The sequence below is a fragment of the Rhodococcus opacus B4 genome (assembly GCF_000010805.1).
GTDB lineage: Bacteria > Actinomycetota > Actinomycetes > Mycobacteriales > Mycobacteriaceae > Rhodococcus_F > Rhodococcus_F opacus_C.
In genome coordinates, this window is the sequence record NC_012522.1 from 6,934,687 (window position 1) to 6,960,047 (window position 25,361).

23 protein-coding genes and 1 pseudogene are annotated in these 25,361 nt (G+C 68.9%); 8 read left to right on the plus strand and 16 right to left on the minus strand.

What is annotated here, in order from left to right:
- Positions 1-18: 18 nt before the first annotated feature.
- The gene (locus ROP_RS31430; RefSeq protein ID WP_015890032.1) at positions 19-597 is read left to right on the plus strand and encodes a TetR/AcrR family transcriptional regulator; all 579 of its coding nucleotides are present in this window, start codon (positions 19-21) and stop codon (positions 595-597) included.
- Between the two features lie 7 nt (positions 598-604).
- Positions 605-1,336, plus strand: coding sequence for a DUF1353 domain-containing protein (locus tag ROP_RS31435; RefSeq protein ID WP_043826900.1), 732 nt, complete (start codon positions 605-607; stop codon positions 1,334-1,336).
- On the opposite strand, the gene ROP_RS31440 is transcribed toward ROP_RS31435, so the two are convergent.
- Positions 1,333-2,082: a DNA-formamidopyrimidine glycosylase family protein gene (locus tag ROP_RS31440; protein WP_015890034.1), complete on the minus strand. Its 750-nt coding sequence runs from the start codon at positions 2,080-2,082 to the stop codon at positions 1,333-1,335. The genes ROP_RS31435 and ROP_RS31440 overlap by 4 nt on opposite strands.
- 1 nt (position 2,083) lies before the next feature.
- Positions 2,084-6,634: an ATP-dependent helicase gene (locus ROP_RS31445; RefSeq protein WP_043826901.1), complete on the minus strand. Its 4,551-nt coding sequence runs from the start codon at positions 6,632-6,634 to the stop codon at positions 2,084-2,086.
- A gap of 177 nt (positions 6,635-6,811) precedes the next feature.
- Between ROP_RS31445 and ROP_RS31450 the strand changes: the two are divergent.
- Positions 6,812-8,035: pseudogene (locus tag ROP_RS31450) on the plus strand (transposase); the annotation flags it as partial.
- 293 nt (positions 8,036-8,328) lie between these two features.
- Here the strand turns inward: ROP_RS31450 and ROP_RS43630 are convergent.
- Entirely contained in the window at positions 8,329-8,469 is a 141-nt protein-coding gene (locus ROP_RS43630) for a hypothetical protein (RefSeq protein WP_167315970.1), read from the minus strand.
- 94 nt (positions 8,470-8,563) lie between these two features.
- On the opposite strand from ROP_RS43630, the gene ROP_RS31455 reads away from it, so the two are divergent.
- Complete coding sequence (locus tag ROP_RS31455; protein WP_015890037.1) at positions 8,564-9,100, plus strand: LiaF domain-containing protein; 537 nt, start codon at positions 8,564-8,566, stop codon at positions 9,098-9,100.
- Positions 9,101-9,209: 109 nt separating this feature from the next.
- Here ROP_RS31455 and ROP_RS31460 read toward each other — a convergent pair whose 3' ends face one another.
- The 4 genes from ROP_RS31460 to ROP_RS31475 are packed head-to-tail and all read right to left on the minus strand — an operon-like array spanning position 9,210 to position 13,331.
- On the minus strand, positions 9,210-9,590 hold the full coding sequence (locus ROP_RS31460; protein ID WP_015890038.1) for a VOC family protein: 381 nt from the start codon (positions 9,588-9,590) through the stop codon (positions 9,210-9,212).
- Positions 9,591-9,642: 52 nt separating this feature from the next.
- On the minus strand, positions 9,643-10,647 hold the full coding sequence (locus ROP_RS31465; protein WP_015890039.1) for an acyl-CoA dehydrogenase family protein: 1,005 nt from the start codon (positions 10,645-10,647) through the stop codon (positions 9,643-9,645).
- 30 nt (positions 10,648-10,677) lie between these two features.
- Positions 10,678-12,195, minus strand: coding sequence for an L-piperidine-6-carboxylate dehydrogenase (locus ROP_RS31470; RefSeq protein ID WP_015890040.1), 1,518 nt, complete (start codon positions 12,193-12,195; stop codon positions 10,678-10,680).
- The gene (locus ROP_RS31475; protein ID WP_015890041.1) at positions 12,192-13,331 is read right to left on the minus strand and encodes a 2-oxoadipate dioxygenase/decarboxylase family protein; all 1,140 of its coding nucleotides are present in this window, start codon (positions 13,329-13,331) and stop codon (positions 12,192-12,194) included. Before ROP_RS31475 ends, ROP_RS31470 begins: the two co-directional genes overlap by 4 nt.
- A gap of 30 nt (positions 13,332-13,361) precedes the next feature.
- On the opposite strand from ROP_RS31475, the gene ROP_RS31480 reads away from it, so the two are divergent.
- The 3 genes from ROP_RS31480 (at position 13,362) to ROP_RS31490 (ending at position 16,020) form a co-directional block, all read left to right on the plus strand.
- Complete coding sequence (locus ROP_RS31480; RefSeq protein WP_015890042.1) at positions 13,362-13,826, plus strand: Lrp/AsnC family transcriptional regulator; 465 nt, start codon at positions 13,362-13,364, stop codon at positions 13,824-13,826.
- A 65-nt stretch (positions 13,827-13,891) separates the two neighbouring features.
- Entirely contained in the window at positions 13,892-15,235 is a 1,344-nt protein-coding gene (gene lat / locus ROP_RS31485; RefSeq protein WP_015890043.1) for an L-lysine 6-transaminase, read from the plus strand.
- Positions 15,232-16,020 carry a tyrosine-protein phosphatase gene (locus ROP_RS31490; RefSeq protein WP_015890044.1) on the plus strand — a complete coding sequence of 263 codons (789 nt, stop codon included), beginning with the start codon at positions 15,232-15,234 and terminating at the stop codon, positions 16,018-16,020. The genes lat and ROP_RS31490 overlap by 4 nt, the downstream gene beginning before the upstream one ends.
- On the opposite strand, the gene ROP_RS31495 is transcribed toward ROP_RS31490, so the two are convergent.
- From ROP_RS31495 to ROP_RS31525, 7 genes are all read right to left on the minus strand, one after another.
- Positions 15,984-16,316, minus strand: a complete 333-nt coding sequence (locus ROP_RS31495) for a VanZ family protein (RefSeq protein WP_043825707.1) — start codon at positions 16,314-16,316, stop codon at positions 15,984-15,986. The two genes, ROP_RS31490 and ROP_RS31495, sit on opposite strands and share 37 nt — an antisense overlap.
- A gap of 2 nt (positions 16,317-16,318) precedes the next feature.
- The gene (locus ROP_RS31500) at positions 16,319-16,657 is read right to left on the minus strand and encodes a hypothetical protein (protein ID WP_015890046.1); all 339 of its coding nucleotides are present in this window, start codon (positions 16,655-16,657) and stop codon (positions 16,319-16,321) included.
- Position 16,658: 1 nt separating this feature from the next.
- Entirely contained in the window at positions 16,659-17,078 is a 420-nt protein-coding gene (locus tag ROP_RS31505) for a DUF1707 SHOCT-like domain-containing protein (protein WP_015890047.1), read from the minus strand.
- A 69-nt stretch (positions 17,079-17,147) separates the two neighbouring features.
- On the minus strand, positions 17,148-18,938 hold the full coding sequence (locus ROP_RS31510) for an acetyl/propionyl/methylcrotonyl-CoA carboxylase subunit alpha (RefSeq protein ID WP_015890048.1): 1,791 nt from the start codon (positions 18,936-18,938) through the stop codon (positions 17,148-17,150).
- Between the two features lie 132 nt (positions 18,939-19,070).
- Positions 19,071-20,441 (minus strand): condensation domain-containing protein, encoded by a 1,371-nt coding sequence (locus ROP_RS31515; RefSeq protein WP_015890049.1) that lies wholly within the window; start codon positions 20,439-20,441, stop codon positions 19,071-19,073.
- Positions 20,442-20,461: 20 nt separating this feature from the next.
- Entirely contained in the window at positions 20,462-20,878 is a 417-nt protein-coding gene (locus ROP_RS31520; RefSeq protein WP_015890050.1) for a SufE family protein, read from the minus strand.
- Complete coding sequence (locus tag ROP_RS31525; protein WP_015890051.1) at positions 20,875-21,774, minus strand: sulfurtransferase; 900 nt, start codon at positions 21,772-21,774, stop codon at positions 20,875-20,877. Before ROP_RS31525 ends, ROP_RS31520 begins: the two co-directional genes overlap by 4 nt.
- 147 nt (positions 21,775-21,921) lie before the next feature.
- Here ROP_RS31525 and ROP_RS31530 point away from each other — a divergent pair, with 147 nt between their 5' ends.
- A complete protein-coding gene (locus ROP_RS31530) occupies positions 21,922-22,332 on the plus strand; it encodes a group III truncated hemoglobin (RefSeq protein ID WP_015890052.1) in 411 nt (136 codons plus the stop codon).
- Here the strand turns inward: ROP_RS31530 and ROP_RS31535 are convergent.
- Complete coding sequence (locus ROP_RS31535) at positions 22,299-23,741, minus strand: condensation domain-containing protein (protein WP_015890053.1); 1,443 nt, start codon at positions 23,739-23,741, stop codon at positions 22,299-22,301. The two genes, ROP_RS31530 and ROP_RS31535, sit on opposite strands and share 34 nt — an antisense overlap.
- Positions 23,741-25,258 carry a condensation domain-containing protein gene (locus ROP_RS31540; protein WP_015890054.1) on the minus strand — a complete coding sequence of 506 codons (1,518 nt, stop codon included), beginning with the start codon at positions 25,256-25,258 and terminating at the stop codon, positions 23,741-23,743. The genes ROP_RS31535 and ROP_RS31540 overlap by 1 nt, the downstream gene beginning before the upstream one ends.
- Between the last annotated feature and the right edge of the window lie 103 nt (positions 25,259-25,361).

Sequence of the window (25,361 nt, forward strand, 5' to 3'; positions counted from 1 at the left end):
AGGATTGGGGAGAGAAGAGTGACGCTGGAGGACCGGCGGGAAGCACGGCGGAATTCGCTGCTGCGTGCGGGCGTCGCGCTGCTCGGTGCGCCCGACGGGCCGGCGGTGAACGTGCGCGCGGTCTGCCGCGCGGCATCCCTGACCGAACGGTACTTCTACGAATCGTTCCGGGACCGGGACGAATTCGTGCGCTCGGTCTACGCGGCGGTGGGCGATCAGGCGCAGACCGCGCTCGTGGAGGCCGTCGCGTCCACGGAGACCGCCCGGGAACGGGCCGCGGCCGCCGTCGACGCGTTCGTGAAACTGATGGTCGACGATCCCGCGATGGGCCGCGTGCTCCTGCTGGCGCCGCTGTCCGAACCCGCGCTGAGCAGGCGGGGAATCGACCTGATGCCTGGCTTCGTCGGACTCGTGCACGACCAGCTGTCCGCCGTCGACGACGAGGTGGAGAAACAACTCGTCGCGATAGGTGTGGTCGGCGCACTCACGACGCTGTTCATCGGATATCTCGACGGAACTGTTGCCGCGTCGCGCGAGCAATTCGTCGCGCATTGCGTCACGCTGGTGGTGGAGGCAAACAAGGCCGGCCACGAGTGAGGTGCGCATGCCGTTCCAGGTGTCCGTGGACGATCCGACTCGCCCGCAACCCGAGCTCCGGGTACTCGACCGCAAGTTCTTCCAACTCGTCGGCGAATTCGTCTACGTCCACGGCGACACGGTGGTGACGGTGCCCGGCTGCGCCCCGATGCCGTGCCTGCTCCGCACGGATCTCGCGTCGATCCCCGCGCCACTGCAGGGTTTGCTCACCCCGTACGGCAGGCAGCTGCTTCCCGCGATCATGCACGACGACCTGTGTAAACGCGCGAGCGCGCAGGGACCGGAGGGAAACACGCTGCGACGCCACGCGGACGAACTGTTCCGGCTGGCCCTGCTCGACGAGGGCGTCGGACCGTTCCGCAGCCGCATCTTCTGGGTCGGCGTCGAGGTCGGCCGGTTCTGGACCTTCACCGAGGTCGCCCGGTTCCTGCTGATCACGCACCAGGTGTTCGGGATGCTGTGCTGGGTGGTGGGCGTGCCGTGGGCCGTGGCGACCTCGCACTTCGGACTCGCCGCGCTCTTTCTCGTGCTGCCGGTCCTGCTGTCGCTGTTGTGGCGCAGAGATTTTCCCGTCGCCCTGCTCGGGTGCATCCTGCTGCCCCTGATCGCGCCCACGTATCTCCTGACGATCGCCACGGCCGCCGTGCTGTGGGTGCCGGACGGCGCCGCCTGGCTCCTCGGCCGCCGGCGCACACGCAGACCGCCGCCGCTGGGGCCGCCGACCACGGTTCTGCGTTAGCTCCCGACCGGCGGTTGGCAGTACGTGCAGAAGAAGATCTGCTGCTGACCGAGGTCGTGGCCCTCGATCACCGTCCGGCACCGGCGGCAGCGCTGTCCGGCACGCCCGTACACCCACGGCCGGTGCCGGACCGAGTTGTTCTTGTCGGCGTGGATCATGCGATGCGCGAGCGCGACCAGCGCCGGCAGATCGGTCACCTCGGCCGCAGGCGTATACGGGTGGACGCCGCGAAGGAAGCAGACTTCGTTGCGGTACACGTTGCCGAGACCGGCAAGGTTGCGCTGGTCGACGAGCGCCAGACCGATGGGCTGGTCGCCGGCGGCCCGCAGATTGCGGATCGCGGTGTCGGCGTCCCAGCCCGGCCCCAGCACGTCGGGACCGAGGTGGCCGACCGCGGACTCCTCGTCGTCGCGCGCCAGGATCTCGGTGATGCCGAGCGAGAACCCGACCGCCACCCGATCTTCGGTGGACAGCACGATCCGGGCCTGGTGAGTCGGCCGTCGCCACCTCGAGTCCGGCGCGTAGATGTGCCACGCGCCCTCCATCTTCAGGTGGGTGTGAATGGAATAGTCGCCGACGCGGATGAGGAGGTGCTTGCCCCGGCTGACCACCTCGTCGACGACCTGACCGGACAGGTCGACGGTGGCGTAGCGCGGTACCCGCACGTCGCACCTGGTCAGCACCTTGCCCTCGAGGGCGTCGCGCAGCGAGTTGGCGGTGCGCCAGACGGTGTCGCCTTCGGGCATGTCAGGCCCGCAACCGGAAACCGCGCGGGGTGGGCGAGAACCCGGCCTCGGTCAGGATCGGCGCGAAGTCGCTGCCGTGGATGGTGTCGCCGTCGACCTTCTCGACCACGATCTTGTCGATTCCGCCGCGTTTGACGACCCCGGCGAGGGCAACGGCCGCGGTGCGGAGAACACCGGGGTCGTCGGTGAACGTGAGGACCGTGCGCCCGCCACGCTCGACGAACAGGATCAATTCGCCCTCGACGAGCACCACGAGGCCACCGGCCTTGCGTCCGGGCCGGTGCGCGGGTGCGTCGTCGCCGCGTTTCGGCCACGGCAGGGCCGCACCGTACGGGTTGGCGGGATCGCTGGCGGCGAGCGTCACGGCGGGCAGCGCGGTGTGCCTGCCCTCGAGCGAATCGCCGTAGCTTCGAAGTCTGTCCACCACCGGTGGAGTGGAGAACTGTGCACCGCCGAGTGTCTCGACGAAATGTCCTCGCCGGCAGCGGCCGTTGTCCTCGAACGTGCCCAGCACCTTGTACATCAGTGCGAACCCGCCGGGAACGTTCTCGGTCATCACCGACCCGCGGGTCACCACCCCGTATCGCTCCAGCAGGAGTTCGGCGGTGGCGCTGGCCCGCAGCGTGGCATCGGACTCGGCGGCGGGCAGGATCGACCACCGTCCCCCGACCGTGGGCGGCGCGGTGCGCTTCGGAACCGCCAGGCTGCGGTAGGCGCGGGCGCGCGGCGGTCGTCGCGGCACGCGGTGGCTCGTGGTGGTCCGGGACGTGTCCGACAGCAGGGCGCGCACCGGGGCGAGCGTGTCGTTGCCGATGTGCCCCAGCCACACCAGATCCCACAACGCCGTGGCCAGCGCGGTGTCGTCGGACATCTCGAGGGTGTCCGCGAGTTGCCGGAAGAAGTACGCGCCGCCGCCGGACAGCGTGTCGAGGACCCGGCTCTGCACGTCGGTCAGATCCGATTCGGTGGGCGCGGTCAGCGTGAGCGGTGCGGTGTCGGCGGGGTGCAGGCACACCCATCCGTCCTTGCCGGAGATGCTGCCGGCGCCCGACCACAACACCTCACCGGTGGACGTGAGTTCGTCGAGCATGGCGGGGGAGTAGTCGGCCACCCGGGACGGCAGGATCAGCGATTCGAGTGCCGAGGCGGGAACCGGAACGCCGGCAAGCTGTTCCACGACGGTCGCGACGCCGTCGATTCCGCGCAGTGTGCCCCCGACGTGCTGCCAGGCCGGGAGGAAGCGGCCGAGCGTCGCCGTGCTGACCGGTTCGACCTCCTGACGCGCCGCGGCCAGCGAACGCCTGCGAAGGCGGCGCAGCACCTCGGCATCGCACCATTCGCTGCCCGTCGCACCGGGCCGGAACTCGCCCTCGACCACCCGCTTGCCCTGCGCGAGCCGCTGCAGCACGTCGCGGGCCACCGCCGAACCGAGGCCGAACCGGGCGGCCGCGTCGGGGATCGTGAACGGACCGTGGGTGCGGGCGTAGCGGCTGATCAGGTCGGCCAGCGGATCGTCGACGGGTTCGATGAACGCGGCCGGAACCCCGATCGGCAGCGGCACCCCGAGCCCGTCGCGCAGGCGCGCCGCATCCTCGATGGCCGTCCACCAGTCGCGACCGGCGAAGGACACGGCGAGCGCCCGCTTCGCACGCACGAGTTCGTCGAGCCAGGGGATGGGATCGGTCGTCGACCGGGCGGCGACTTCCTCGGAGGTCAGGGGCCCGAGCAGGCGCAGGAGGTCGGCGACGCCCTCGAGGTCCTTCGCCTTGCGGTCGGGGAGCTGACGCTGCAGTTCGAGTTCGGCGTGGGCGATGACGTCGGAGTCGAGCAGTTCGCGCAGTTCCACCCGGCCGAGCAGTTCCGCCAGCAGCGTCGAGTCCAGGGACAGGGCCGCCGCCCGGCGCTCGGCGAGCGGGCTGTCGCCCTCGTACATGAACTCGCCGACGTAGTTGAACAGCAGCGCGCCCGCGAACGGCGACGGCGACTGCGTCTCGACCTCGACGATGCGAATCTGTCGGCGCGCGAGCTTACGGAACAGGTCTTTCAGTGCCGGCAGGTCGTACACGTCCTGCAGGCACTCGCGGACGGTCTCGAGCAGAATCGGGAACGTCGGATACCGGCGGGCCACGTCGAGAAGCTGGGCGGACCGCTGCCGCTGCTGCCAGAGCGGCGCGCGTTTGCCCGGCGTGCGGCGCGGCAGCAACAGCGCCCGGGCCGCGCATTCGCGGAACCGCGACGCGAACAGCGCGGAACCGCCGACCTGTTCGGTGACGATGTCCTCGATCTCGTCGGTGTCGAACGCGAACAGGTCGGCGCCGGGCGGGGTGTCGTCGGTGTCGGGGAGGCGCACGATGATGCCGTCGTCGGAGGCGGTCGCATTCGAGTCGAGACCGAAACGTTCGCTCAGCCGCGCGCTCACCGCCAGAGCCCACGGCGCATGAACGCGCTGGCCGTACGGCGAGTGCAGGATCAGCCGCCAGTCGCCGAGTTCGTCGCGGAACCGTTCGACCACCAGGGTGCGGTCGGTGGGGACCTGCCCCGTCGCCGTCTTCTGCTCGGCCACGAGCTGCACGAGATTGCTCGTGGCGTTCTCGTCGAGCCCGCCGGTACGGCAGCGCTCCTGCACCTCGGTCTCGTGCCCGAGCGAGATCTCCCGCAGGAACTGCCCCAGCGCCTCGCCCAGTTCCGCCGGGCGCCCCAGGCCGTCACCGTGCCAGAACGGCAACCGCCCCGGTTGGCCGTACGCGGGGCTGACCAGCACCCGGTCGAACGTGATCTCCTCGATCCGCCAGCTGGTGGCCCCGAGAGCGAAGACGTCGGTGACCCGCGACTCGTACACCATTTCCTCGTCGAGTTCGCCGACGCGGGACGCCTTCTCACCGACCATGTAGACCGTGAAGAGACCGCGGTCGGGGATGGCGCCGCCCGAGGTGACCGCCAGCCGCTGCGCGCCGGGGCGTCCGGTGAGCGTGTTGGCCTCGCGGTCCCAGACGAGGCGGGGCCTGAGTTCGGCGAACTCGTCGGACGGGTAGAGGCCCGCGAGCAGGTCGAGGGTGGACTCGTAGGCCGACCGCGGCAGCGTCGCGAAGGAACCGCTGCGCCGGACCGTCTCGAACCAGTCGTCGACGTCGATCGGTTCGAGGGCGGTGGCCGCCACGGTGTGCTGGGCGAGGATGTCGAGCGGGTTCGCGGGAACCGCGAGCGCCTCGATCTTGCCGGTGACCATCCGTTCGACGGTGACGGCGCAGTGCACGAGATCGGTGCGGTGCTTGGGGAACACGACACCCCGGGAGATCTCCCCGACCTGGTGCCCGGCGCGGCCGACGCGCTGCAGCCCGTTCGCCACCGACGGCGGCGCCTCGACCTGGATCACGAGATCGACGGCACCCATGTCGATTCCGAGTTCGAGGCTGCTCGTCGCGACCACACACCGCAGCCGCCCCGACTTCAGGTCGTCCTCGATCAGTGCCCGCTGGTCCTTGCTGACCGACCCGTGGTGGGCGCGGGCGAGCAGCGGGTCTGCACCGAAGTTGACCTCGGACGGTGTGCCGATCTGCGAGGCCGGCTTCGGGTTCTTGTCGACGGCGGTTCCGGCGCGTTCGGCGTAGATCTCGTTGAGCCGCGCGGTCAGCCGCTCGGCGAGCCGCCGCGAATTGGCGAACACGATGGACGACCGGTGCGCCAGGACGAGGTCGACGATCTGTTCCTCGACGTGCGGCCAGATCGACCCCGCCTGCGGGGTCGCCGAGGCCGAACCCTCGGCCGGTTCGGCGAGACCGAGTTCGGTCATGTCCTCCACCGGAACCTGCACGGTCAGGTCGAACGTCTTCGGCGACGGGGGCGCCACGATCCGGATCGGCGCCGAACCGGACAGGAATCGGCCCACCTCCTCGTGCGGCCGCACCGTCGCCGACAGCCCGATGCGCTGTGCCGGAGTGTCGAGGAGCCGGTCGAGGCGCTCCAGCGACAACGCCAGGTGCGCGCCGCGCTTCGTGCCGGCCACCGCGTGCACTTCGTCGACGATGACCGTGTCGACCTGCGTCAGCGTCTCACGCGCGGCGGACGTCAGCATCAGGAACAGCGACTCGGGGGTGGTGATGAGGATGTCGGGCGGATTCTTGATCAGCGCCCGCCGGTCGCCGGCCGGTGTGTCGCCGGAGCGGACGCCCACCGAGATCTCCGGCGGCGTGAGCCCGAGCCGCTTGGCCGTCTGCGTGATCCCGACGAGCGGGGCGCGGAGGTTGCGTTCGACGTCGACACCGAGCGCCTTGAGCGGGGAGATGTAGAGGACCTTGGTCCTGCGGTCCTTACCGTCCGTCGCGGCGAGCTGGTCGAGGGACCACAGAAACGCGGACAGCGTCTTGCCCGAACCGGTCGGCGCGACGACCAGCGTGTGGGCCCGGCTGGCGATCGACTCCCACGCACCGAGCTGCGCGGCCGTCGGCGCGGGAAACGCACCGTCGAACCACTCACGGGTGGCGGCGGAGAACCTGCCCAGGACGTCGGTCACCGTTCCATACTGCACCGGGGGTCCGACAGGCGGCAGGGACATGCTGTGCGGTCCGCCGAACTGGTCGGTGGGTCGCAGTGTCATTCGCACATGAGTTCGACCGGGGGGCGGCAGATCAGGTGACGGAACACCTGACGGCATTGGCTACTGCCGTCACGGGGAGGGGAGAGGGATGAGCCCGGATTCCTTCGGGTTGTTCCTGGCGCCGGGTCGGCCGGCATGACCGGGCCGGGATCGACTGCGCCGCGGCAGTTCGCGTTCACCACCCGCGCCCACGTGGCGGTCGACGACATCACCGGCGAGCCGATCGGTCTCGACGACGTCGACACCCGGGTGGGGTGGTTGCTCGACCTGATCGCCGCGGCCGGCGCCGAGTTGACGGCACGGCTGTGGCAGCCGGTCACCTTCGACGTCCTCGCGGCCGGACGGGACCACCAGGACCGAAGGCTGCCCGCACAGGGGCACGTCGCCGCGGCCCGCCTCGGCTGGAACCCGCACTACCCGGACGGGGTGTACGTGCCCTCACGCGTGACCCGGGTGGTGACCGCGCAGGTGATGGCCACCCTGCGGATCCTCGCTTACCGGGACACCGCGATCACATCGCTCTCTCAGCGGTTCGACCCGGCCACGGGCGCTCTGGCGCCGCCGACCGAACCGGGCGACTGGGTGCCATTGGGTTTCGCCCGGGGCGTGCGGCGCCAGCTGATTGCCCGCGCCCGCCGCGAGGGCGGGGCACTGGCCGGTCGGTTGCGGATCACCGACATGCAGGGCCCGCCTCAGGTCGCGGCGATGGCCCGGCTGTCGGCCGCGGATCGACAACTCGCACACATCGCCGTCTCAGATGCCGTCATGACGTTGACGGTGAAGCTGCCGACCTGCCCGGTCCCGGCGGGGCGGGCGCAGTGGCGGCGGGTTCGGCTGACCGCCGCCATCCCCGGGCACCTGGACGGCCGGGCGGTCAGCGGCTGGCATCTGCCGACCCTGGTCCTCGACCAAAGGGGTCTGTTGTTGCGGTGCGCGGCGACCGAACTCGTCCCCGCCGCCGATCTGATGGCCGGCACGGTCGCGGTGGGGGTGGATTGGTCCCCGTCTACTCTCGGTGCCGCCGCCATCACCACCGAGAACCCGGACGGGTTGTCCTCGGACTTTCGGGGTTGGACGTACGACGACCGCGGCCTCGGGACCAAACTGGCCCGCCTGCAATCGGAGGGGCAGATGTTGCACCGCAAGGCCGCTCGGCTGACGCAACTGGCCACCAACGCCGAACCCGAGGTCCGCACCAGGCTGGAGGCGAAGATCGCCGTCCTCGGCGCCCACCGCACCGCGGTGGGTGCCAAGCGGGGAAAGATCAACCGGGAATTGGGATTCCACTTCGCCCGCCAGACCGTCGACTACGCCGCCTCGGCGGGGGCGACGGTGATCGCGGTGGAGGATCTGATCACCCCGCCGGGTCCGCCGCAGCCTGCCCACCGTGACACCGCGGATGGGGGTGACACGTCCATCTCCCACGCCCGCCACGCCAGTGGCAGACAGTATGAGATCTACGTAGACGCTGGGCGACCACCAGCGCGCCACCCGGTGACGCGTTCGCGGGACGCACCGAATGGATACCGCCACCGCTCATCGACCCGGCCAGAAGACCGCGAATCAACCACCGACACCATGCCGGTGAGCTGATCGATCGTGCTTGCCGGAGGCTGCGTGACCGAGCGAAGTGCCCAAGCCGAGGCCTGTAGTCACACAGTCGCGAGATCCGCGGCAGGTACTGCTGCCGGGACGAACGACGGTGTCGGCAACTCGACGGTGGCGGGTTCGTGTCCGGAGACCACCACGTAGGCGCCCGCAGCGAGTAGCGCGAGGGCAACTGCGCCGATCATCCTGAACACGTTGTCTCGCTTCGGTCGAAGGGCGTTGCGGCACCGGTCGAGCGGTCAGACCCTAGACGACGGCACCGACAGCTACGGTGGAGTCATGACTGCTGCGGGGGACAGCCACGAACTCGACCGACTCCGGGAGACCGCACAGGTTCGCCTCGAGAAGGCGGTGGGCGACGGGCGCCTGACGCTGGAGGAGTACTCGGAGCAGGCCGCCGTCGTGTGGTCACGTGACGCCGACCTCGCGCGCCTCCGGCAACTCGTTCCCGTCGACACACCCCCGCCGCCCGTGTCGCGACCTCAGTCCACCCTCATCGGAATCTTCGGCGACACCCGGCGTTCCGGTCGCTGGTCACTCGCCGTGAAGACATTGGCTCTCCTTCTCTTCGGCGACGTGAAGCTCGACCTCCGGTCTGCCGTGATCGGCGCGCGCACATCGACGATCACCCTCGTCACCCTGTTCGGGGACAGCACGATCACCGTTCCGGAAGGCGTGCACGTCGAGGTGGGAGGATTCGACCTGTTCGGAGACCGCGAACTCGACGCCGGCGCACAGGATCCCGGGCCCGGAGCCCCGGCAATCCGCGTGGTGTCGTACTCGCTGTTCGGTGACCTCAGGGTACGCACCCGCTAGTTTCGCGGCTCGCGCTCCAACGGAACGGTGCCGACAGGTAGGCACGCGCAGCTTCGGCGGCCACGAACTCGATTCCGGCGCACAGGATCCTACACCAGGCGAGGGAGCGTCAGAGGGGAGAAAGGCGGGCCCGGAGCAGGCAGAATTCGTTTCCTTCGGGATCGGCGAGGACGTGCCAGGGCTCTTCTCCGGTCTGGCCGATGTCGGCAGCGCGTGCTCCCAGCTTCAGGAGGCGTTCGAGTTCGGCGTCCTGATCGCGGTCGGTGGCGTTGACGTCGATGTGCAGCCGGGGTTTCCCGGGCTCCGGTGCGTCGCGGCGGCTGAGGATGATCGTCGGCTGTGGGCCGCCGAACCCTTCGCGTGGCCCGATCTCGATGCTTCCGTCGCCCTCGCGGTCGAGGACCACGAAGTCCAGGACCTCGCACCAGAACCGGGCCAGCACCTCGGGGTCGCGGCAACCGAGCACGAGTTCACTGATGCGGCATGCCATGGACGAAACCTGCTTTCAGCGTCGGAACTGCCAGGGTGTGGGAGACAACGCACTAGTCGTGGCCGAGGCGTTCCAGCAAGGCGGACTTGATCGCCGGACGTCCCGCTGCGACGAGCGTGAAGGTGGCTTCACGCATCAGTCGTTCCGCCGTGTTCCCCGCGAGCAGTGCGGAACTGCCTTTCGCGGTGACGAGGGCGGTGGCGGTGCGGATGGCGAGTTCCGAAGCGCGGGCCCGAGCTTCGGCGATCTCCGCACGGCCTTCCAGTGCCGCGTTCAGGTCGAGACGTGCCCGGGCGGCCTGCTCCTCGAACGGGTCCGCGTCTACGCCGAACGCCTGCAGTTCGCTGATCGCTCGCCGGGCGATCCCCATCGCCATGCACCCGTTGATCCACGACCCGAACAGCTGGCTCTTCGCGAAGTCCTCGGGGGAGACCACGGCGCTGACCAGATCCCGCGGCACGGCGAGGCCGTCGAATGTCAGCCGGACCGTGTTGGAACCGCGGGCCGCGATCAGCGGGAGTTCCTCGGCGGTCAGTCCGCGCAGCGGTTGTGCAGGAATGATGACGTGCACGATGGAGTCGTCGAATTCGTCGCGCGCCGACACCTGGAGCAGATCGACGATGCCCCAGCCGGTGACGAACGGCGACACTCCGTCGAGCACGTATCCGTCGTCGACGCTGCGTGCCCACAGGGTGGGCGGGACGGGAATCGCTCCGGCCAGGGCGACGCCGGCCCGCACCGTGCCGTCGACGAGTCCGTCGAGGTACCGATCCTGCAGGGTCGTGTTCGGCGAACCGGCGAGACCGGCGACGACGCCGTGATGCTGCATCCACGTGAACGCCGTCGCGAGGCAGCCGCCGCACAACGTCTCCATCACGTCGACCAGCACCGACGGCGTCACACCCTCTTCGCCGGGTGCCGCGAGTCCGTAGAAGCCGTCGGCGGCGAGAGTCTCGAAGTGACTGTCGGGAATCTCGCCGTCGGCATCGACGCTGTCGGCCACCGGGAACAGCACGTTCTCGGCGATCTCACGCGCCATCTCGGTCCAGTTGCTCACGCCCCGAGAGTAGCCGGTCGACGGCGTCGATCAGGTGAACTCGACCCCCTGCGCGAGCGGGAGTCGATCGGAGTAGTTGACGGTGTTCGTCGCACGGCGCATGTAGGCCTTCCACGCGTCGGATCCGGACTCGCGGCCGCCGCCCGTCTCCTTCTCCCCGCCGAACGCCCCGCCGATCTCCGCCCCCGAGGTGCCGATGTTGACGTTCGCGATGCCGCAATCGGAACCGTCAGCCGCCAGGAACTTCTCGGCCTCACGCTGATCGGTGGTGAAGATCGACGACGAAAGACCCTGGGGCACTTCGTTGTGCAACGCGATCGCCTGGTCGAATTCTTCGTAGGTGAGCACGTAGAGGATCGGTGCGAACGTCTCCTCCCGCACCACCGACGTCTGCGCGGGCATCCGGACGAGGGCCGGCGAGACGTAGTAGGCGGAGTCGCTGCCACCGCTGCGTTCGCCGCCGCAGACGACGGTGCCGCCGTCGGCGCGGGCCTTGTCCAGCGCTGTCTGCATCGCCTCGAACGCGGCTCGGTTCACCAGCGGGCCGACGAGGACGCCGTCGTCGAACGGGTTCCCGACCTTCAACTGTCCGTATGCCGAAGAGATGCGCTCCACCAGTTCGTCGGCGACGGACGAGTGCACGATCAACCGTCGCAGGGACGTGCAGCGTTGTCCCGCAGTGCCCGCGGCGGAGAACACGACTCCCCGCACGGTCAGGTCCAGATCGGCGGACGGCGCCACCACCGCCGCGTTGTTGCCGCCCAGTTCGAGCAGGCACTTGCCGAAACGCGCGGCGACGCGAGGCCCCACGGCGCGACCCATCCGCACCGAACCGGTGGCGCTGACCAGCGCGACGCGCGCGTCGTCGACGAGCCGCTCGCCGACGTCCCCCGCGCCCTGGATCAGGGCGTGGAGGCCGGCGGGTGCACCGACGTCGCGGGCCGCCCGCGCCAGCAGGGCGTCGCAGGCGATCGCCGTCAGCGGCGTCCGGTCCGACGGCTTCCATACCACGGTGTCGCCGCAGACCAGTGCGATCGCGGTATTCCACGACCACACGGCCACGGGGAAGTTGAACGCCGAGATCACCCCGACCACTCCCAGCGGGTGCCACGTCTCCATCAGCCGATGTCCCGGACGTTCCGACGCCATCGTCTTGCCGTACAACTGGCGGGACAGACCGACCGCGAATTCGCAGATGTCGATCATCTCCTGCACTTCGCCCTGCGCCTCGGACGGAATCTTGCCGGCCTCGAGTGTGACCAGTTCCGCCAGATCGGTCTTGTTGTCCGTCAGAAGCTGACCGAGGCGACGCACCACGGCGCCGCGCTGGGGGGCGGGGACGGAACGCCACTCGAGGAAGGCGTCGTGGGCCGCGGTGATCGCCCGGTCCACGTCCTCCATGCTGCTCGCCGTCACTGTGCGCAGTTCGGTCCCGGTGATCGGTGTGCGGGCGACGAGCGGTCCGCCGCCGTCGGTGATCTCGGCGCCGCACCTGATCAGTGCTTCCTCGGCGCGCCGGCACAACTCCTCGGGGGCGGGAAGGTTCACGATGCTGTCCTCTCTCGGGAATGGTCCTGCTGCTGTCGGTAGAGCGTGAACGGGTCGTGCACCGCCCGGCCGAGTGTCTCGGAGAGCCACGCTAGGTGGTCGGGGCCGGAGCCGGCCGGCATCGGCGCGAAATCCTCGTAGAGGATCGGCTCCGCGACGTGGCCGTCGCCGGTGCGGCGGTGAGTGAAGTACGCCAGCTCTCCGGCCTCCAGTTCCGCTTTCGTCTGCGGGAACTCGTCCACCCCGCGGGCGGGATTGTCGTACAGCGCCCGCCCCCTGGGTGTCAGTGCGATGCCGCGAGATTCCGCGACGAGGACGCCGCCCGGTGTGCCGGCGGCGCCGAACGACACGCGCCGGAGGAGCACATCCTGGCCACCCCGGGCGGGCCTGCGGTCGGTGTCGTCGATCGTTCTCAGGCCGTGCCGCGCCGACCGGCGGCACAGTTCGTCGATGTCGAAGACCCGCGGTGCGAGGTGCGCGACTCGCACGCCGGTGCGCCCGCCGAGGTCGGCGGCGACGGGTGCGACACGGTCGAGCGCGGAGAGCCACGATCGGTCGGCCGCGGCGTCCGACGGTGCGAAGGCCGTGGCCGCGAGTGCGACGAACCGTTCGGCCGTCGGCGCCGTCAGCCCGCCCTCCTCGGCCGCGAGCGCGGCCAGGTGCAGCAGCTCGGTGGGAAACACGGCGCGGGCGGCGAGGACATTCTCGAGTCGGTGCTGGAGATCGCAGTCGAAGAACCGGCGATCGGCGGTGGTGAGCATCGACGTGAACATCCCGAACGGGTTGCGGGCCAGTTCGATCGGGTCGACCGGACGAAATCCCGTCGAGACGACGGGCGCGGGATCGGGTGCGGCGCGCAGGTCGTAGCAGCCGACGGGGTGCATCCCGAAGCCCGAGAACAGGATGGCGGCCTGGCGAAGCTCGGTGGGCCCACCGAGCCGGATCTCGCCGTGGCGTTCCACGGTGATCCGGGTGAGGCCACCCCGGAGTTCGGCGTCGGCCGGGTTTCTCACCGCGAAGTCCGCATTGATCTCGTCGGCAACCTCGACCAGCGTGTCGTAGGCCGGAACCGTCCGGCCGTACGCCGCGCCCAGTGCGCGGGCGAAGCGGGCGCGGAGCTCCCACGTTTCAACCAAGATGCACCTCCGCTGGGCTAGCCTGCGCTGGTGGTGGAATCTTTCCGTAGCGACGCACCCCATACTCCTCTCGACGACATCGATCGGGTACTGATGCAGGAGCTGGTGGCCGACGGCAGAGCGACTCTGGCGACACTCGCCGAGAAGGCCGGGCTGTCGATCTCCGCAGTGCAGTCCAGGGTGCGCAGGCTCGAGGCCCGCAAAGTGATCCGGGGGTACACCGCGAAGATCGATCCGGATGCGCTCGGGCAGGGTCTGTCCGCATTCGTCGCGATCACCCCTCTCGATCCGTCGCAGCCCGACGACGCGCCCGCCCGGTTGCGTAACCTCCCGGCGATCGAGGCGTGCCACTCGGTCGCGGGGGAGGAGAGCTACGTGCTGCTGGTGCGCGTCGCCTCGCCGCGGGAGCTGGAACACCTTCTGCAGGAGATCCGCGCCACCGCCAACGTCCATACGCGCAGCACCATCATCTTGCAAACATTTTACGACAAGTGAGCTCTGTGCCGGATATGTTGCCGAATAGTCGCCGGCAGGCAGGAATTTTGACGTAATCTCTCGGTATGAGTACAGCGATTCGTTTTACCGGAGATGGGGGCGAGCTGCCGGCGAGCCAGGTGCACGACGTGCTGCGCGAGCGCATTCTGGTCGACGGGTTCGACCTGGTACTCGACCTGGACCGCTCACGCGGCACCCATCTCGTCGATCAGCGGGACGGGACCAGCTATCTGGACATGTTCGGTTTCTTCGCATCGTCGGCCCTGGGGATGAACCACCCCGCACTGGCGGACGACGACGCCTTTCGCCGCGAACTGGCGGCGGCGGCGGTCAACAAACCGAGCAACTCCGACATCTACACCGTCCCGATGGCACGGTTCGTCGAGACGTTCGCCCGGGTGCTGGGCGATCCCGCGCTGCCGCATCTCTTCTTCATCGACGGTGGCGCCCTGGCCGTCGAGAACGCGCTGAAGGTGGCGTTCGACTGGAAGAGCAGGCTCAACGAGAGCCGGGGCCTCGACCCGGCGCTCGGCACGAAGGTGCTCCACCTGACGGAGGCCTTCCACGGGCGCAGCGGATACACCATGTCGCTCACCAACACCGAGCCCGGCAAGGTGGCGCGGTACCCCAAGTTCGACTGGCCGCGCATCGACTCCCCATACCTCGCGGACGGGCGGGAGGTCGAGGAAGCCGAACGCCGCGCTCTGGATCAGGCGCGTCGCGCGTTCGCCGAGAACCCCTCGGACGTGGCCTGTTTCATCGCCGAGCCGATCCAGGGTGAGGGCGGAGACCACCATTTCCGCCCGGAATTCTTCCAGGCGATGGAGGCGCTCTGCCGCGAGAACGACGCGCTCTTCGTCTTCGACGAGGTGCAGACCGGGTGCGGTCTCACCGGAACCGCCTGGGCGTACCAGCAACTGGGGGTGCACCCCGACGTCGTCGCGTTCGGCAAGAAGACCCAGGTCTGCGGAATCATGGCCGGCGGCAGGGTGGACGACATCCCCGACAACGTGTTCGCCGTCAGCTCACGGATCAACTCGACCTGGGGTGGCAACCTCACCGACATGGTGCGTTCCCGCCGGATCCTCGAAGTCGTCGAGGCGGATCGGCTCGTCGACCGGGCCCGCCTGACGGGGGCACACCTTCTCGGACGGCTGCGGGAACTCGCGCGGGCGAACTCCGACGTGACCGAGCCGCGGGGCCGTGGCCTGATGTGCGCGATCACGCTCCCGACCCCGCAGCGGCGGGACCGGGTCGTCGCCGATCTCCGGGACCGGGAGCAGGTGCTGATCCTGCCGACCGGCAAGCGTGGGATCAGGTTCCGTCCACCGCTGACGGTGACGACCGCGGAACTCGACGCCGCCGTGGATGCACTGGCCCGGGTGCTGGGCGGTACCGTCGACGCATGACGCCGATTCCGCTCACGTCCGTGCCCAATCTGCGAGACGTCGGCGGCTACCGAACCGGGGACGGCGCGAAGGTGCGCACCGGTGTGTTCTACCGTTCGACCGATCTCAGCCGGGTCGCAGACACGGACCTGCCGGTGCTCGACGGCCTCGGGATCCGGACGGTGTACGACCTGCGGACCGCCGACGAGCGAGACGCCGCCCCCGACATACTCCCGAACGGGGCCCGCGCGGTCGCGTTGGACGTGCTCGCCGACAAGGGGATCCGGTCGATCCCCGCGCAGATGCTGCAGGTGATCGCCGACCCGATGATCGCCGAACGCGAACTCGGCGGCGGCCGCGCCATCGAGTACTTCGAGGGCAGCTACCGCGACTTCGTCGTGATGCCCAGCGCGGTGTCCTCGTACCGGGAACTGTTCGGCGGTCTGGCGTCGAACGGCAACACGCCCGCCCTCGTGCACTGCACCACCGGGAAGGACCGAACGGGGTGGGCCACGGCGGCACTGCTGCTGCTCCTCGGCGTCGGTGAGGACGACGTGTTCCATGACTACCTGCTGACCAACGAACTCCTGCTGCCGGCGTTCGCCGGAGTGTTCGAGAAATTCGTGGAGGCGGGTGGAGATCCGGCGTTGCTCGAGCCCGTGCTCGGGGTCCGCGAGCAGTATCTGCAGGTATCGCTGGCCGCCATGCGTGAGCGGTACGCGACGATCGAGCGGTACTTCTCCGACGGACTCGGCCTCGACGCGGGAGTTCAGACTCTGCTGCGGGAGCGCATGATCGCGGACTGAGCGGACAACCCGATCGCCACACCCACCATGTCCGCGCAGAGATCCCAGACCGAACCGTGCCTGCCGATCGGCAGCACGCCCTGCAGTATCTCGGTGATCACCGCGAATGCGGCCAACCAGAGCACCGTGATCCGTGGCGTCAGGAGGGCATACCTGGAGGCGGCCGCCAGCGCCGCGAACAGCAGGGCGTGCACCACCTTGTCAGCATGTTCGGGACCCGACGGCGTCGCGGATGCGGGGGACAGCAACATGACCAGCGCCAGCATGGTGAGGGCCGCCACCGGAACGGAACGCACAGTCACCGCTGCACCGTGAACCCCAGTGCGCCCTCCGCGAACCGTTGCACCGCATCCGACCCGCTCGCGAGCGCATCCTCGTGACCGGCGCGCGCCCACCCGGTCAGGGTCGCGCATTCACCCGACGGAGTGATCCCCACCTCGGCGAGCAGTTCGCCGGTGTTGGGCTGGCAGATCGCCCACGAATAGTGCTCGTCGCTTCGCCACTGCGCCGTGCGGCGGGCGACGTAGCCGGGTTCGGTAATTCCACCGTCCGCGAGCGCCGGACGATCGTCGACCCGCTCGTCCTCGCGCAGCGCGCGAAGGTACCAGCCGCCCGCATTGACCTCGACCGGTTCCATGTCAGCGGTCCCGATCGCGACGACCGCGGCGGCGATCCCGATCGTGCCGGTCGTCGCGGGTCCCGAACAGGATGGCGCCGGCGGCGGGGATCATCAGGAAGAACAGCCAGCTGTTGTCGACGGGGACGACGAAGAACAGCACGAGGGCGACGAGCGGGATCACCGACATCACGATGCGACGCCAGTTCTGGTCGCGGTCGGTGTCCGCTGCCTCGGCCTTCGCAGGCGCCGGGGCAGTGGTCGCGGGGAGGTCGGTGAACACGCGGTCGAGCTCGCCGCGGGTGGTGGCATTCGTGACCGCGAGACTGCGCTCGTCGAACTCGGGGACCGTCAGACGGCCCGCCGCGAAATGTTCGCTCAACGAGTTCAGGGCCTGCTCACGTTCGGCAGTGCCGATACGGATCTCGGGAACGTCAGACATGCGTACAGACTACTGCCGCCCCTTGTGAGTACTTGTCAACCGTGGGCGGTTGACAAGTACTCACAAGCGCTATTTGAGCTCTGCGAGGACGGTGCCCTGGGTGATGGCGGCGCCGGGTTCGACGGCGAGGCCGGTGACGGTGCCGGCCTTGTGGGCGTTGACGGGGTTTTCCATTTTCATGGCCTCGAGGACGGCGATGAGGTCGCCCTCGGCGACCTGTTGGCCTTCTTCGACGGCGACCTTGACGACGGTGCCCTGCATGGGGGCGGTGACGGCGTCACCGGAGGCGGCGCCGCCGTGGGCGCCGCCGCGGGTGCGGGCCTTGGGCTTCTTCCGGACCGCCCCGGCCGCGGTACCGCTGCCGGTGCCGAGGGTGAATTGTCCGGGCAGCGACACCTCGACGCGGCGGCCGCCGACCTCGACGACGACGTTCTGCCGGGGCAGGTTCTCCTCGTCGTCGAGGGGTTGGCCGCCGGTGAAGGGTTCGACCTGGTTGTCCCATTCGGTTTCGATCCACTTGGTGTAGACGTCGAATGAGGTGCCGTCGCCGATGTAGGCGGGGTCGGCGACGATGGCCCGGTGGAACGGGATGACCGTCGCCAGGCCCTCGACCTGGAATTCGGCGAGGGCGCGGCGGGCGCGGGCGAGGGCTTCGTCGCGGGTGGCGCCGGTGACGATGAGTTTGGCGAGCATGGAGTCGAACTGGCCGCCGATCACCGACCCGGTTTCGACGCCGGAGTCCATCCGGACGCCGGGGCCGGTGGGCGGGACGAATTTGGTGACCGGGCCGGGGGCGGGCAGGAACCCGCGGCCGGCGTCCTCGCCGTTGATGCGGAATTCGAAGGCGTGTCCGCGGGGGGTGGGGTCCTCGGTGATGTCCAGTTTTTCGCCGTTGGCGATTTTGAACTGTTGCAGCACCAGGTCGATGCCGGCGGTTTCCTCGGTGACGGGGTGTTCGACCTGCAGGCGGGTGTTGACCTCGAGGAAGGAGACGGTGTCGCCCTGGACGAGGTATTCGACGGTGCCGGCGCCGTAGTAGCCGGCCTCTTTGCAGATGGCCTTGGCGGAGGAGTGGATGCGGGCGCGTTGGTCGTCGGTGAGGAACGGGGCGGGGGCCTCTTCGACGAGTTTCTGGAAGCGGCGTTGCAGGGAGCAGTCGCGGGTGCCGGCGACGATGACGTTGCCGTGCTGGTCGGCGATGACCTGCGCTTCGACGTGCCGGGCCTTGTCCAGATACTGTTCGACGAAGCATTCGCCGCGGCCGAACGCGGCGACGGCCTCGCGGGTGGCGGAGTCGAACAGTTCGGGGATTTCCTCGATGGTGTGGGCGACCTTCATGCCGCGCCCGCCGCCGCCGAACGCGGCCTTGATGGCGACGGGGACACCGTATTCCTTCGCGAAGGCGACGACCTCGTCGGCGTTCTTGACGGGGTCCTTGGTGCCGGCGGCCATCGGGGCCTTGGCCTTTTCGGCGATGTGGCGGGCGGTGACCTTGTCGCCGAGGTCGCGGATCGATTGGGGGGAGGGGCCGATCCAGATCAGGCCGGCGTCGAGGACGGCCTGGGCGAAGTCGGCGTTTTCGGAGAGGAAGCCGTAGCCGGGGTGGATGGCGTCGGCGCCGGATTTGGTGGCGGCGTCCAGGATTTTGTCGAAGACGAGGTAGGACTCGGCGGAGGTCTGTCCGCCGAGGGCGAAGGCTTCGTCGGCCAGGCGCACGAACGGGGCGTCGGCGTCGGGTTCGGCGTAGACGGCGACGCTGGCCAGGCCGGCGTCGGCGGCGGCCCGGATCACCCGCACTGCGATCTCACCGCGGTTCGCGACGAGCACCTTCGTGATGTGCGCGCTGGCATGACTGGGCACTGAGCCTCCTGTGGTTCGCATGGTCTGTCTCCGCGGTGGTCCCCGGGGGTGTTCACCGGCGGTGGGTTACGGCATCACTTCGGAGTCTAGGCACCGAACCGATCGGTGTTGCCACCGGACCGAAATTTGCCGTCAGGCCTGTCCGACGCTGCGCAACCCTACCGAGGGGTAGCTGGTTGAAACCTGTTCCAGTTGCCGGCGGAGGCTCGCGACCCACGTGTGGACGCTCGCGGCGGCGATGTCGTTGCCCGGATACCGGACCGCCAGATTGACGCCGCGGGGGGTGCGATTGATCCACGCGTACACGTCGTGGGTGTACTGCCGACTCCGCAGGGCCCGGGCGTTGCGCTCGTGCCAGCGGCCCGCTTCGGGAACGAACCGGACGTCCATGTAGGAGACGACGAAACGCGGCCGGATGGGGATGTCGAGTTCCTTCTCGATCTGGTCGAACGGGACCACCGAGATCGGTTTCGTCCGGGTCACGCTGTCGGCGGCCTCGCGCGCGACGGTCGCGAAATCGTCCGAGGTCACCTCGAAGTCGATCGGGCTCAGACCCACGAACCACCCCAGCGCCGACGCCCACTGCGGGGAGTGCCGGGTATGAACGGGAGTGACCGTCCGAAAGCGGTGATAGCCCGCCACTTCCGCACCGGCCAGGCCGAGGCACGCGAGCAGGCCGGGGAAGAATCCCACATCGGCCTCCCGGCACGCCGAGTTGAACGCCGCGGCCTGGTCGGCGTCGAGGATCCAGGCGGACAGGTTCTGCTGCGCATACGTCGTCCGCGGGCCGACTTCGAGAGGGAACTCGGGGAGCCCCGGCCCCTCCAGTGCGGACCGCCACACGTCGAGCGCCTTCCGCTTCACCTCGGCGTCGGTGGTGTTCTCGCGCTCCTCGCGGCCGAAGTCGATGTAGCTGCCGACGGGGAACAGGTTGGCCGTGCGGCCGGACAGCGCCTCCTCGTACAGGGCGGTCAACTCGTGGGCAATGAGCACGATGGAGAACCCGTCGATGATCGAGTGATCCGCCGCGAAGAACACCGTGAACCGGTCGCGTCGGACGGTTTCGAGCGTCGCGAAGACGTACGACGGCCAACTGTGCGGCGAGGCGTACTCGTCGAACAACTGCTGCAGGTGCGCGAAGTTGTCGCCACCGGCGGCGTCGTAACCGTGGCTGACGACCCCCACGTGCAACCCGCCCTGCGGCACGGTCTGCCGGCGAACCCGCTCGGTCTCCGTGTCGAAGGTCGTGTGCGAGCGCAGCACCTCGTGACGGTCGGTCCACTTCTCCAGCGCGGCCCGGAACGCGGTGACGTTCAGGGTGCCGTGGATCTCGAATGCGGTGCCCAGCCAGGATTCGCGACCGTCGGCGCACCGGCGCAGATGCGCCTCGTGGATGTACGAGGCCGGACGGGGATCGTCCTCCCACTCCGAGCGGGCGCACGGCAACCATTCGGTGAGCGCACCCACCGGAACGGGGTAGTCGGCAAGTTCGGTGAATTCCATCGGTATGTGTTCAGACCTGCCTAGCCGCGAAGATGCCGCTTGATTCGCGCGAGCATCGCCGACATCCCGCGCAGCCGCAGCGGACTTACCGCGTCGGCGAGCCCGAGCGCGGAGTAGAAATCGTCCGGCACGCCGAGGATGGTGACAGCACTGTGCCCATCGAGGCCCTGGTGCAGGATCGACGCGAAACCTCGCGTCGTCGGTGCCTCCGCGGGCGCGCTGAAGTGCAGTCGCACGTGTTCCGGATCGGAGTCGTCGACCGACAGGAACAGCGGGGACTGGCACTCGGGCACCGGTTCCATCGCATCCTGCTCGAGTTCGGCGGGCAGGGGCGCCAGCTCGCGGCTGAACTCGAGCAGCAACTGCAACTTGTCCGAGCCGTCGACGGCGGCGAAGTCGTCGACGATCTCGGCAAGCGAATCGGGAAGTTCGGTCATGACGATGCGCCGGGAACGTGGCCCGGCTCTTCACCCCTGACGATCGGAACGCGAACCATGTTGCCCCATTCCGTCCACGAACCGTCGTAGTTGCGGACGTTGGGGTAACCGAGCAGGTGGGTGAGGACGAACCAGGTGTGGCTGGAACGCTCACCGATACGGCAGTACGCCACGATGTCGTCGTCGGCGGACACCCCGCCGTAGATCTCGTTCAGTTCACCGCGCGAACGGAAACGGCTGTCGGGTGCTGCGGCCTTGGCCCACGGAATGCTCTGCGCACTCGGGATGTGGCCGCCGCGAAGCGCTCCCTCTTCCGGGTAGTCGGGCATGTGGGTGCGTTCGCCGGTGTACTCCTGCGGCGAACGCACGTCGATCAACGGCCCCTTGCCGAGGTGATCGAGCACGTCGTCCTTGAACGCGCGGATCGGGGCGTCGTTGCGCTCGACCACCGGGTAGTCGGTGGGGGATGTCTCGGGGACGTCGAACGCGGTGTCCCGGTTCTCGGCGATCCACGCGTCACGGCCGCCGTCGAGGAGGCGGACGTCCTCGTGCCCGAACAGCGTGAACACCCACAGGGCGTACGCCGCCCACCAGTTGCTCTTGTCGCCGTAGATCACGACGGTGTCGTCGCGGCTGATGCCCTTGCGGCTCATCAACTCGGCGAACTGCTCCCCGTCGATGTAGTCACGCGTCACCGGATCGTTGAGGTCGAGGTGCCAGTCGACCTTGACGGCGCCGGGGATGTGGCCGACGTCGTAGAGGAGCACGTCCTCGTCCGACTCCACGACCTTGAGGCCGGGTGTGCCCAGATTCGCGGACAGCCACTCCGTCGACACGAGCCGACCGGGATTGGCGTACTCGGCGAAGGACTGGGTGGGATCTGGCGCTACGGGCACGGGTGGGCTCCTGGGGCAGATGCGACGGGGACGGATCAATTCTAGGCGGACGCCGGAAGTTCTTCCGACCGGCGTTCACACTTACCTCCCGCGCACGGTGAGGACGGTGCGAGTGGGCGCGTAGATTCGCATCCGAACGGAGGCCCCATGTCCGACATCGCGACGCGTGCCGACCTGGAACTGCTGCTCCGGCACTTCTACGGCCGGGCCTTCGCCGACCCGGTTCTCGAGCCGGCATTCGAGACGCTCGCCGTGATCGGCCTGGACGACCATCTGCCTGTCATGTGCGACTTCTGGGAGACGATCCTGCTGCGCACCGGCGTCTACCGCGGCAGCGTCGGTGCCGTGCACCGGGCGCTGCACGGCAGGCACGGATTCACCGACCGGCACTTCGACCGCTGGGTCGAGCTGTGGACGTCCAGCGTCGACGAGTTGTTTATCGGCGACGTCGCGGAGCAGGCCAAGGCCGAGGCTGCCAAGGTCGCCGCCGGGATGCGGCGGCGACTGTTCGAGCACTCCCGCGGTCAGACGACCGGAGTGCCCTCCAGGTTCAGCTGACTGGTGAGCTCCGCGATGGGAGTGACACCGTTCTCGCAGATGTCGTGCATGATCTCCCGCAGCCTTACCACGAACTCCGTGACCGCACGCCGCGCCGTCGGGGTCTCGGGGAACCGCGACCGCAGCGCGAGACCCCGCTGGGTGCGTGAGATCCAGAACTGGGCGTCGTCCGCGACCGTCACGTTGCTGATGTGGTGGGCGTTCAGTTCGTCGTGGTCGTCGGTGCCCGGCAGCCTGCGGTAGTCGATGTACGAGACCATGAACACATCGGTGCGGGTCCGGCGATATCCGTCACCGAGGGCCTCCCGCACCTGGGCCATCGTCACGCCCTTGAGTGTGAGCGCCGTCCGGAACGAGGCGTGGGTGTGCGCCAGCGAGGACTGGAAGTCGTAGTCGGGGGTCAGTTCGACCGTCAGCGGCGCGCTCGTCGTGAGCCACCCGATCGCGTTGGCCCACTGCGGGTCCTGGCGGATGTGCAGCGGAAACTGCAACGGCATCCGGTCGGTGCCGTTGATCGAGTGCACGGCCAGACCCATCGCGGTGAGTGCCCCCGTGAACAGGCTTCCCCCGGAGTCCAGGCAGATCTCCTCGAACCGGTCGGTGCCCGCGGCGTCGAGGAGGGGACGCACGTCGGCGCCCTGCGGGGCGGGCCTACCGGCCTCGACACCCAGATCGAGCGGGAAACTGGGCGCGGTGCCGCCGCAGCGTTCGTAGAAGCGGGCCCATTCACGCACCCGGGGGTCGCCGATCTCGGTGAGTGGCGCCTCGGCCTCGAGTTCGCAGTACCGCAGGAAGCTCCCCGGATCGCCGAGTTCCTCCGTCAGCTCCGCTTCGGTGAGCACAGCCGAGCGGCCGAGCCCGAGAATTCTCTGATAGATCCGCCGGAGTTCGCCCAGCGCGATGACGAGCGAATACCCGTCGACGAGCGTGTGATCGAACGCACTGATCACGGTGTAGTGCGCGTCGCGCTCGATCGTCGCGAACAGGTAGGCGGGGAACGTCAGCGGGTCGCACGCCTCGGTGAACCGGTACCGCAAATGGTCGCGGAGCTCGTGGGGTGACGTCGTCACCGAGGACTCCGACGCGACGACCGTGATGTCGTCGGGGTCGAGATCCATCCGTTCCATCGCGTCCGGGCTCACGTCGAAGCCGGTCTGCAGCGTGTCGTGGCGCCGGATGAAATGCGCCAGCGCCTGCGTGAGCGCGTCCCGGTCGAGTCGGCCGGGGAGGTCGAAAGCCGCTGCCATCCAGACACTTCGGCCGACGCCGTGCGTGCGTGCGGTATCGAGATGGAACTGCTGGTTGTACGACGGCGGCACGGCGGAGGCGGACACCTCGCCCGGCGCGACGGACCATTCCGTCACCAGGCCGGGCTCGAGCATGTACCGGTCGATCGACGTGACGTGCACTACTGCGCCCCTGTGGCGATCGCGGATTCCGCGGCCACCGGCGCGAACGGCGTCACCGTGTAATCGCCGTCGCGGGCAACGGTCTTCATGATGGTCGACAACCGCTCGGCATACGCGGTCACCGACCGGTGCGCCTCCTCGGTGTCCGGATGCGACACGGCCATCCACGTGCCCTCGAGAACGCGGTTGATCCAGATCGACGCGATCTGCGTGGCCTTGCCACCGACGATGCCGGTCGCCCGGGCCGACACGAAACTCTCGGTCTGCGGCAACCGCCGCCCGTCGATGTACGACACGATCGGCGGCGGTGCGAGCGTGGTGTGCTGCGACGTCGCCTCGGGGCCTGCCTCGGCGAGAACGGTGTCGATCACCTGCTGCACGGACACCTCGCCGAGGGCCTTCCCCGAACGGTAGGCGTCCTGCGCGCGCCCGGCGAGCCCGGTGAACGTCGTGGCCTCCTCGAGGGCGAACCCGACCGGAATGAGATTGATGAACCACCCCTGGGACCAGTAGAACTGTGGGTCGTTGCGGGTGGTGACGGGGGAGAGCGCCATGTAGCGGTCGCGACCGACGAGTTCGTGTTCGGTGATGGCGAGGGCCGCGAACACCCCGCCGATGAAGTTGGAATCGTGTGCCTTGCACACGGCGCCGAACCGCTCGCATTCGTCGGCGTCGGCGAGGTCGAACCGGCTGCCGATGGCCGGCTTGGGTGCGTCGGACGCCCCGAGGTCGAGCGGAAAGCTCGGAAAGCTGCCACCGTTACGGGTGAGGTGACCGATCCAGCCGTGTACTTCGGGGGAGGCGAGCGTCAGCGTCGCCGCCTTCTCCCGTTCCTGCCGGCTGTATTCCACGTAACTTCCCGGGGCGGGAAGTTCGGGCACGGTGCCGTCGAGTTCCGCCTGGTAGATGATCCGCGTCTCGGCGAATGTGAGGATCATCGACTGCATGTCGGTGTGCGCGTGATCGACGGCGTGGAACAAAGTGAAGCTGTCCTCGGCTCCAGGGGGCTCGGCGTCGTAGTGCTCCACCACACCGAAGACGAACGCTGGCCAGGCCAGAGCGCTCGTGTCGTTCGCGAAGCGTGCCGCGACGTGGTCACGGACCTGCTCGGTCGTGGTGAGCGTCTCGCCCTCGTGTGCCGTGAGCGCGATGGCGTCGGCGGGCACGACGTGCCGCCGGACCGCGTTGCCGGTGTTCGCGGGGTCGGTGTCAGCGTCCTCGAACGAGAACCAGCTGTGCAGCGTGTCGTGCCGCAGGACGTAGCGCTCGAGGGTCCGGGTCATCGCCGCGCGGTCGAGCCTGCCCGGGAAGTCGAATGCGATGCCGATCCACGGCGACTGGGTTTCGCCGTTGTTCGCCGCCAGCCGGGCCCGCCGCAGGTGCCGTTCCTGCATCGTCGTCGGCAGTGCCGGATCCACCGGCGCCTCGGCGGCCGCACGTGCGCTCGCGTCCGTGACTTTCCACTCGACGACCCTCCCAGGCTCTGGCTTCCAGTGGGTGATCAAGTTCAAGTCCATCGAGCGGCTCCTGGTGTCGAATCGAGGTTGCGAGATCGGTCGGGTGTGGCACGGCCTTCTCGCACAGGATGCGGCACCGAGTGCCTTACTGCGAGAGGTAGAG

Bases quoted from the DNA above. Each gene is read 5' to 3' on its own strand.
- ROP_RS31435 (WP_043826900.1), top strand. From the start codon at position 605: ATGCCGTTCCAGGTGTCCGTGGACGATCCGACTCGCCCGCAACCCGAG.
- ROP_RS31440 (WP_015890034.1), bottom strand. From the start codon at position 2,082: ATGCCCGAAGGCGACACCGTCTGGCGCACCGCCAACTCGCTGCGCGAC.
- ROP_RS31445 (WP_043826901.1), bottom strand. From the start codon at position 6,634: ATGTCCCTGCCGCCTGTCGGACCCCCGGTGCAGTATGGAACGGTGACC.
- ROP_RS43630 (WP_167315970.1), bottom strand. From the start codon at position 8,469: ATGATCGGCGCAGTTGCCCTCGCGCTACTCGCTGCGGGCGCCTACGTG.
- ROP_RS31455 (WP_015890037.1), top strand. From the start codon at position 8,564: ATGACTGCTGCGGGGGACAGCCACGAACTCGACCGACTCCGGGAGACC.
- ROP_RS31460 (WP_015890038.1), bottom strand. From the start codon at position 9,590: ATGGCATGCCGCATCAGTGAACTCGTGCTCGGTTGCCGCGACCCCGAG.
- lat (WP_015890043.1), top strand. From the start codon at position 13,892: ATGAGTACAGCGATTCGTTTTACCGGAGATGGGGGCGAGCTGCCGGCG.
- ROP_RS31490 (WP_015890044.1), top strand. From the start codon at position 15,232: ATGACGCCGATTCCGCTCACGTCCGTGCCCAATCTGCGAGACGTCGGC.
- ROP_RS31500 (WP_015890046.1), bottom strand. From the start codon at position 16,657: ATGGAACCGGTCGAGGTCAATGCGGGCGGCTGGTACCTTCGCGCGCTG.
- ROP_RS31505 (WP_015890047.1), bottom strand. From the start codon at position 17,078: ATGTCTGACGTTCCCGAGATCCGTATCGGCACTGCCGAACGTGAGCAG.
- ROP_RS31515 (WP_015890049.1), bottom strand. From the start codon at position 20,441: ATGGAATTCACCGAACTTGCCGACTACCCCGTTCCGGTGGGTGCGCTC.
- ROP_RS31520 (WP_015890050.1), bottom strand. From the start codon at position 20,878: ATGACCGAACTTCCCGATTCGCTTGCCGAGATCGTCGACGACTTCGCC.
- ROP_RS31530 (WP_015890052.1), top strand. From the start codon at position 21,922: ATGTCCGACATCGCGACGCGTGCCGACCTGGAACTGCTGCTCCGGCAC.
- ROP_RS31540 (WP_015890054.1), bottom strand. From the start codon at position 25,258: ATGGACTTGAACTTGATCACCCACTGGAAGCCAGAGCCTGGGAGGGTC.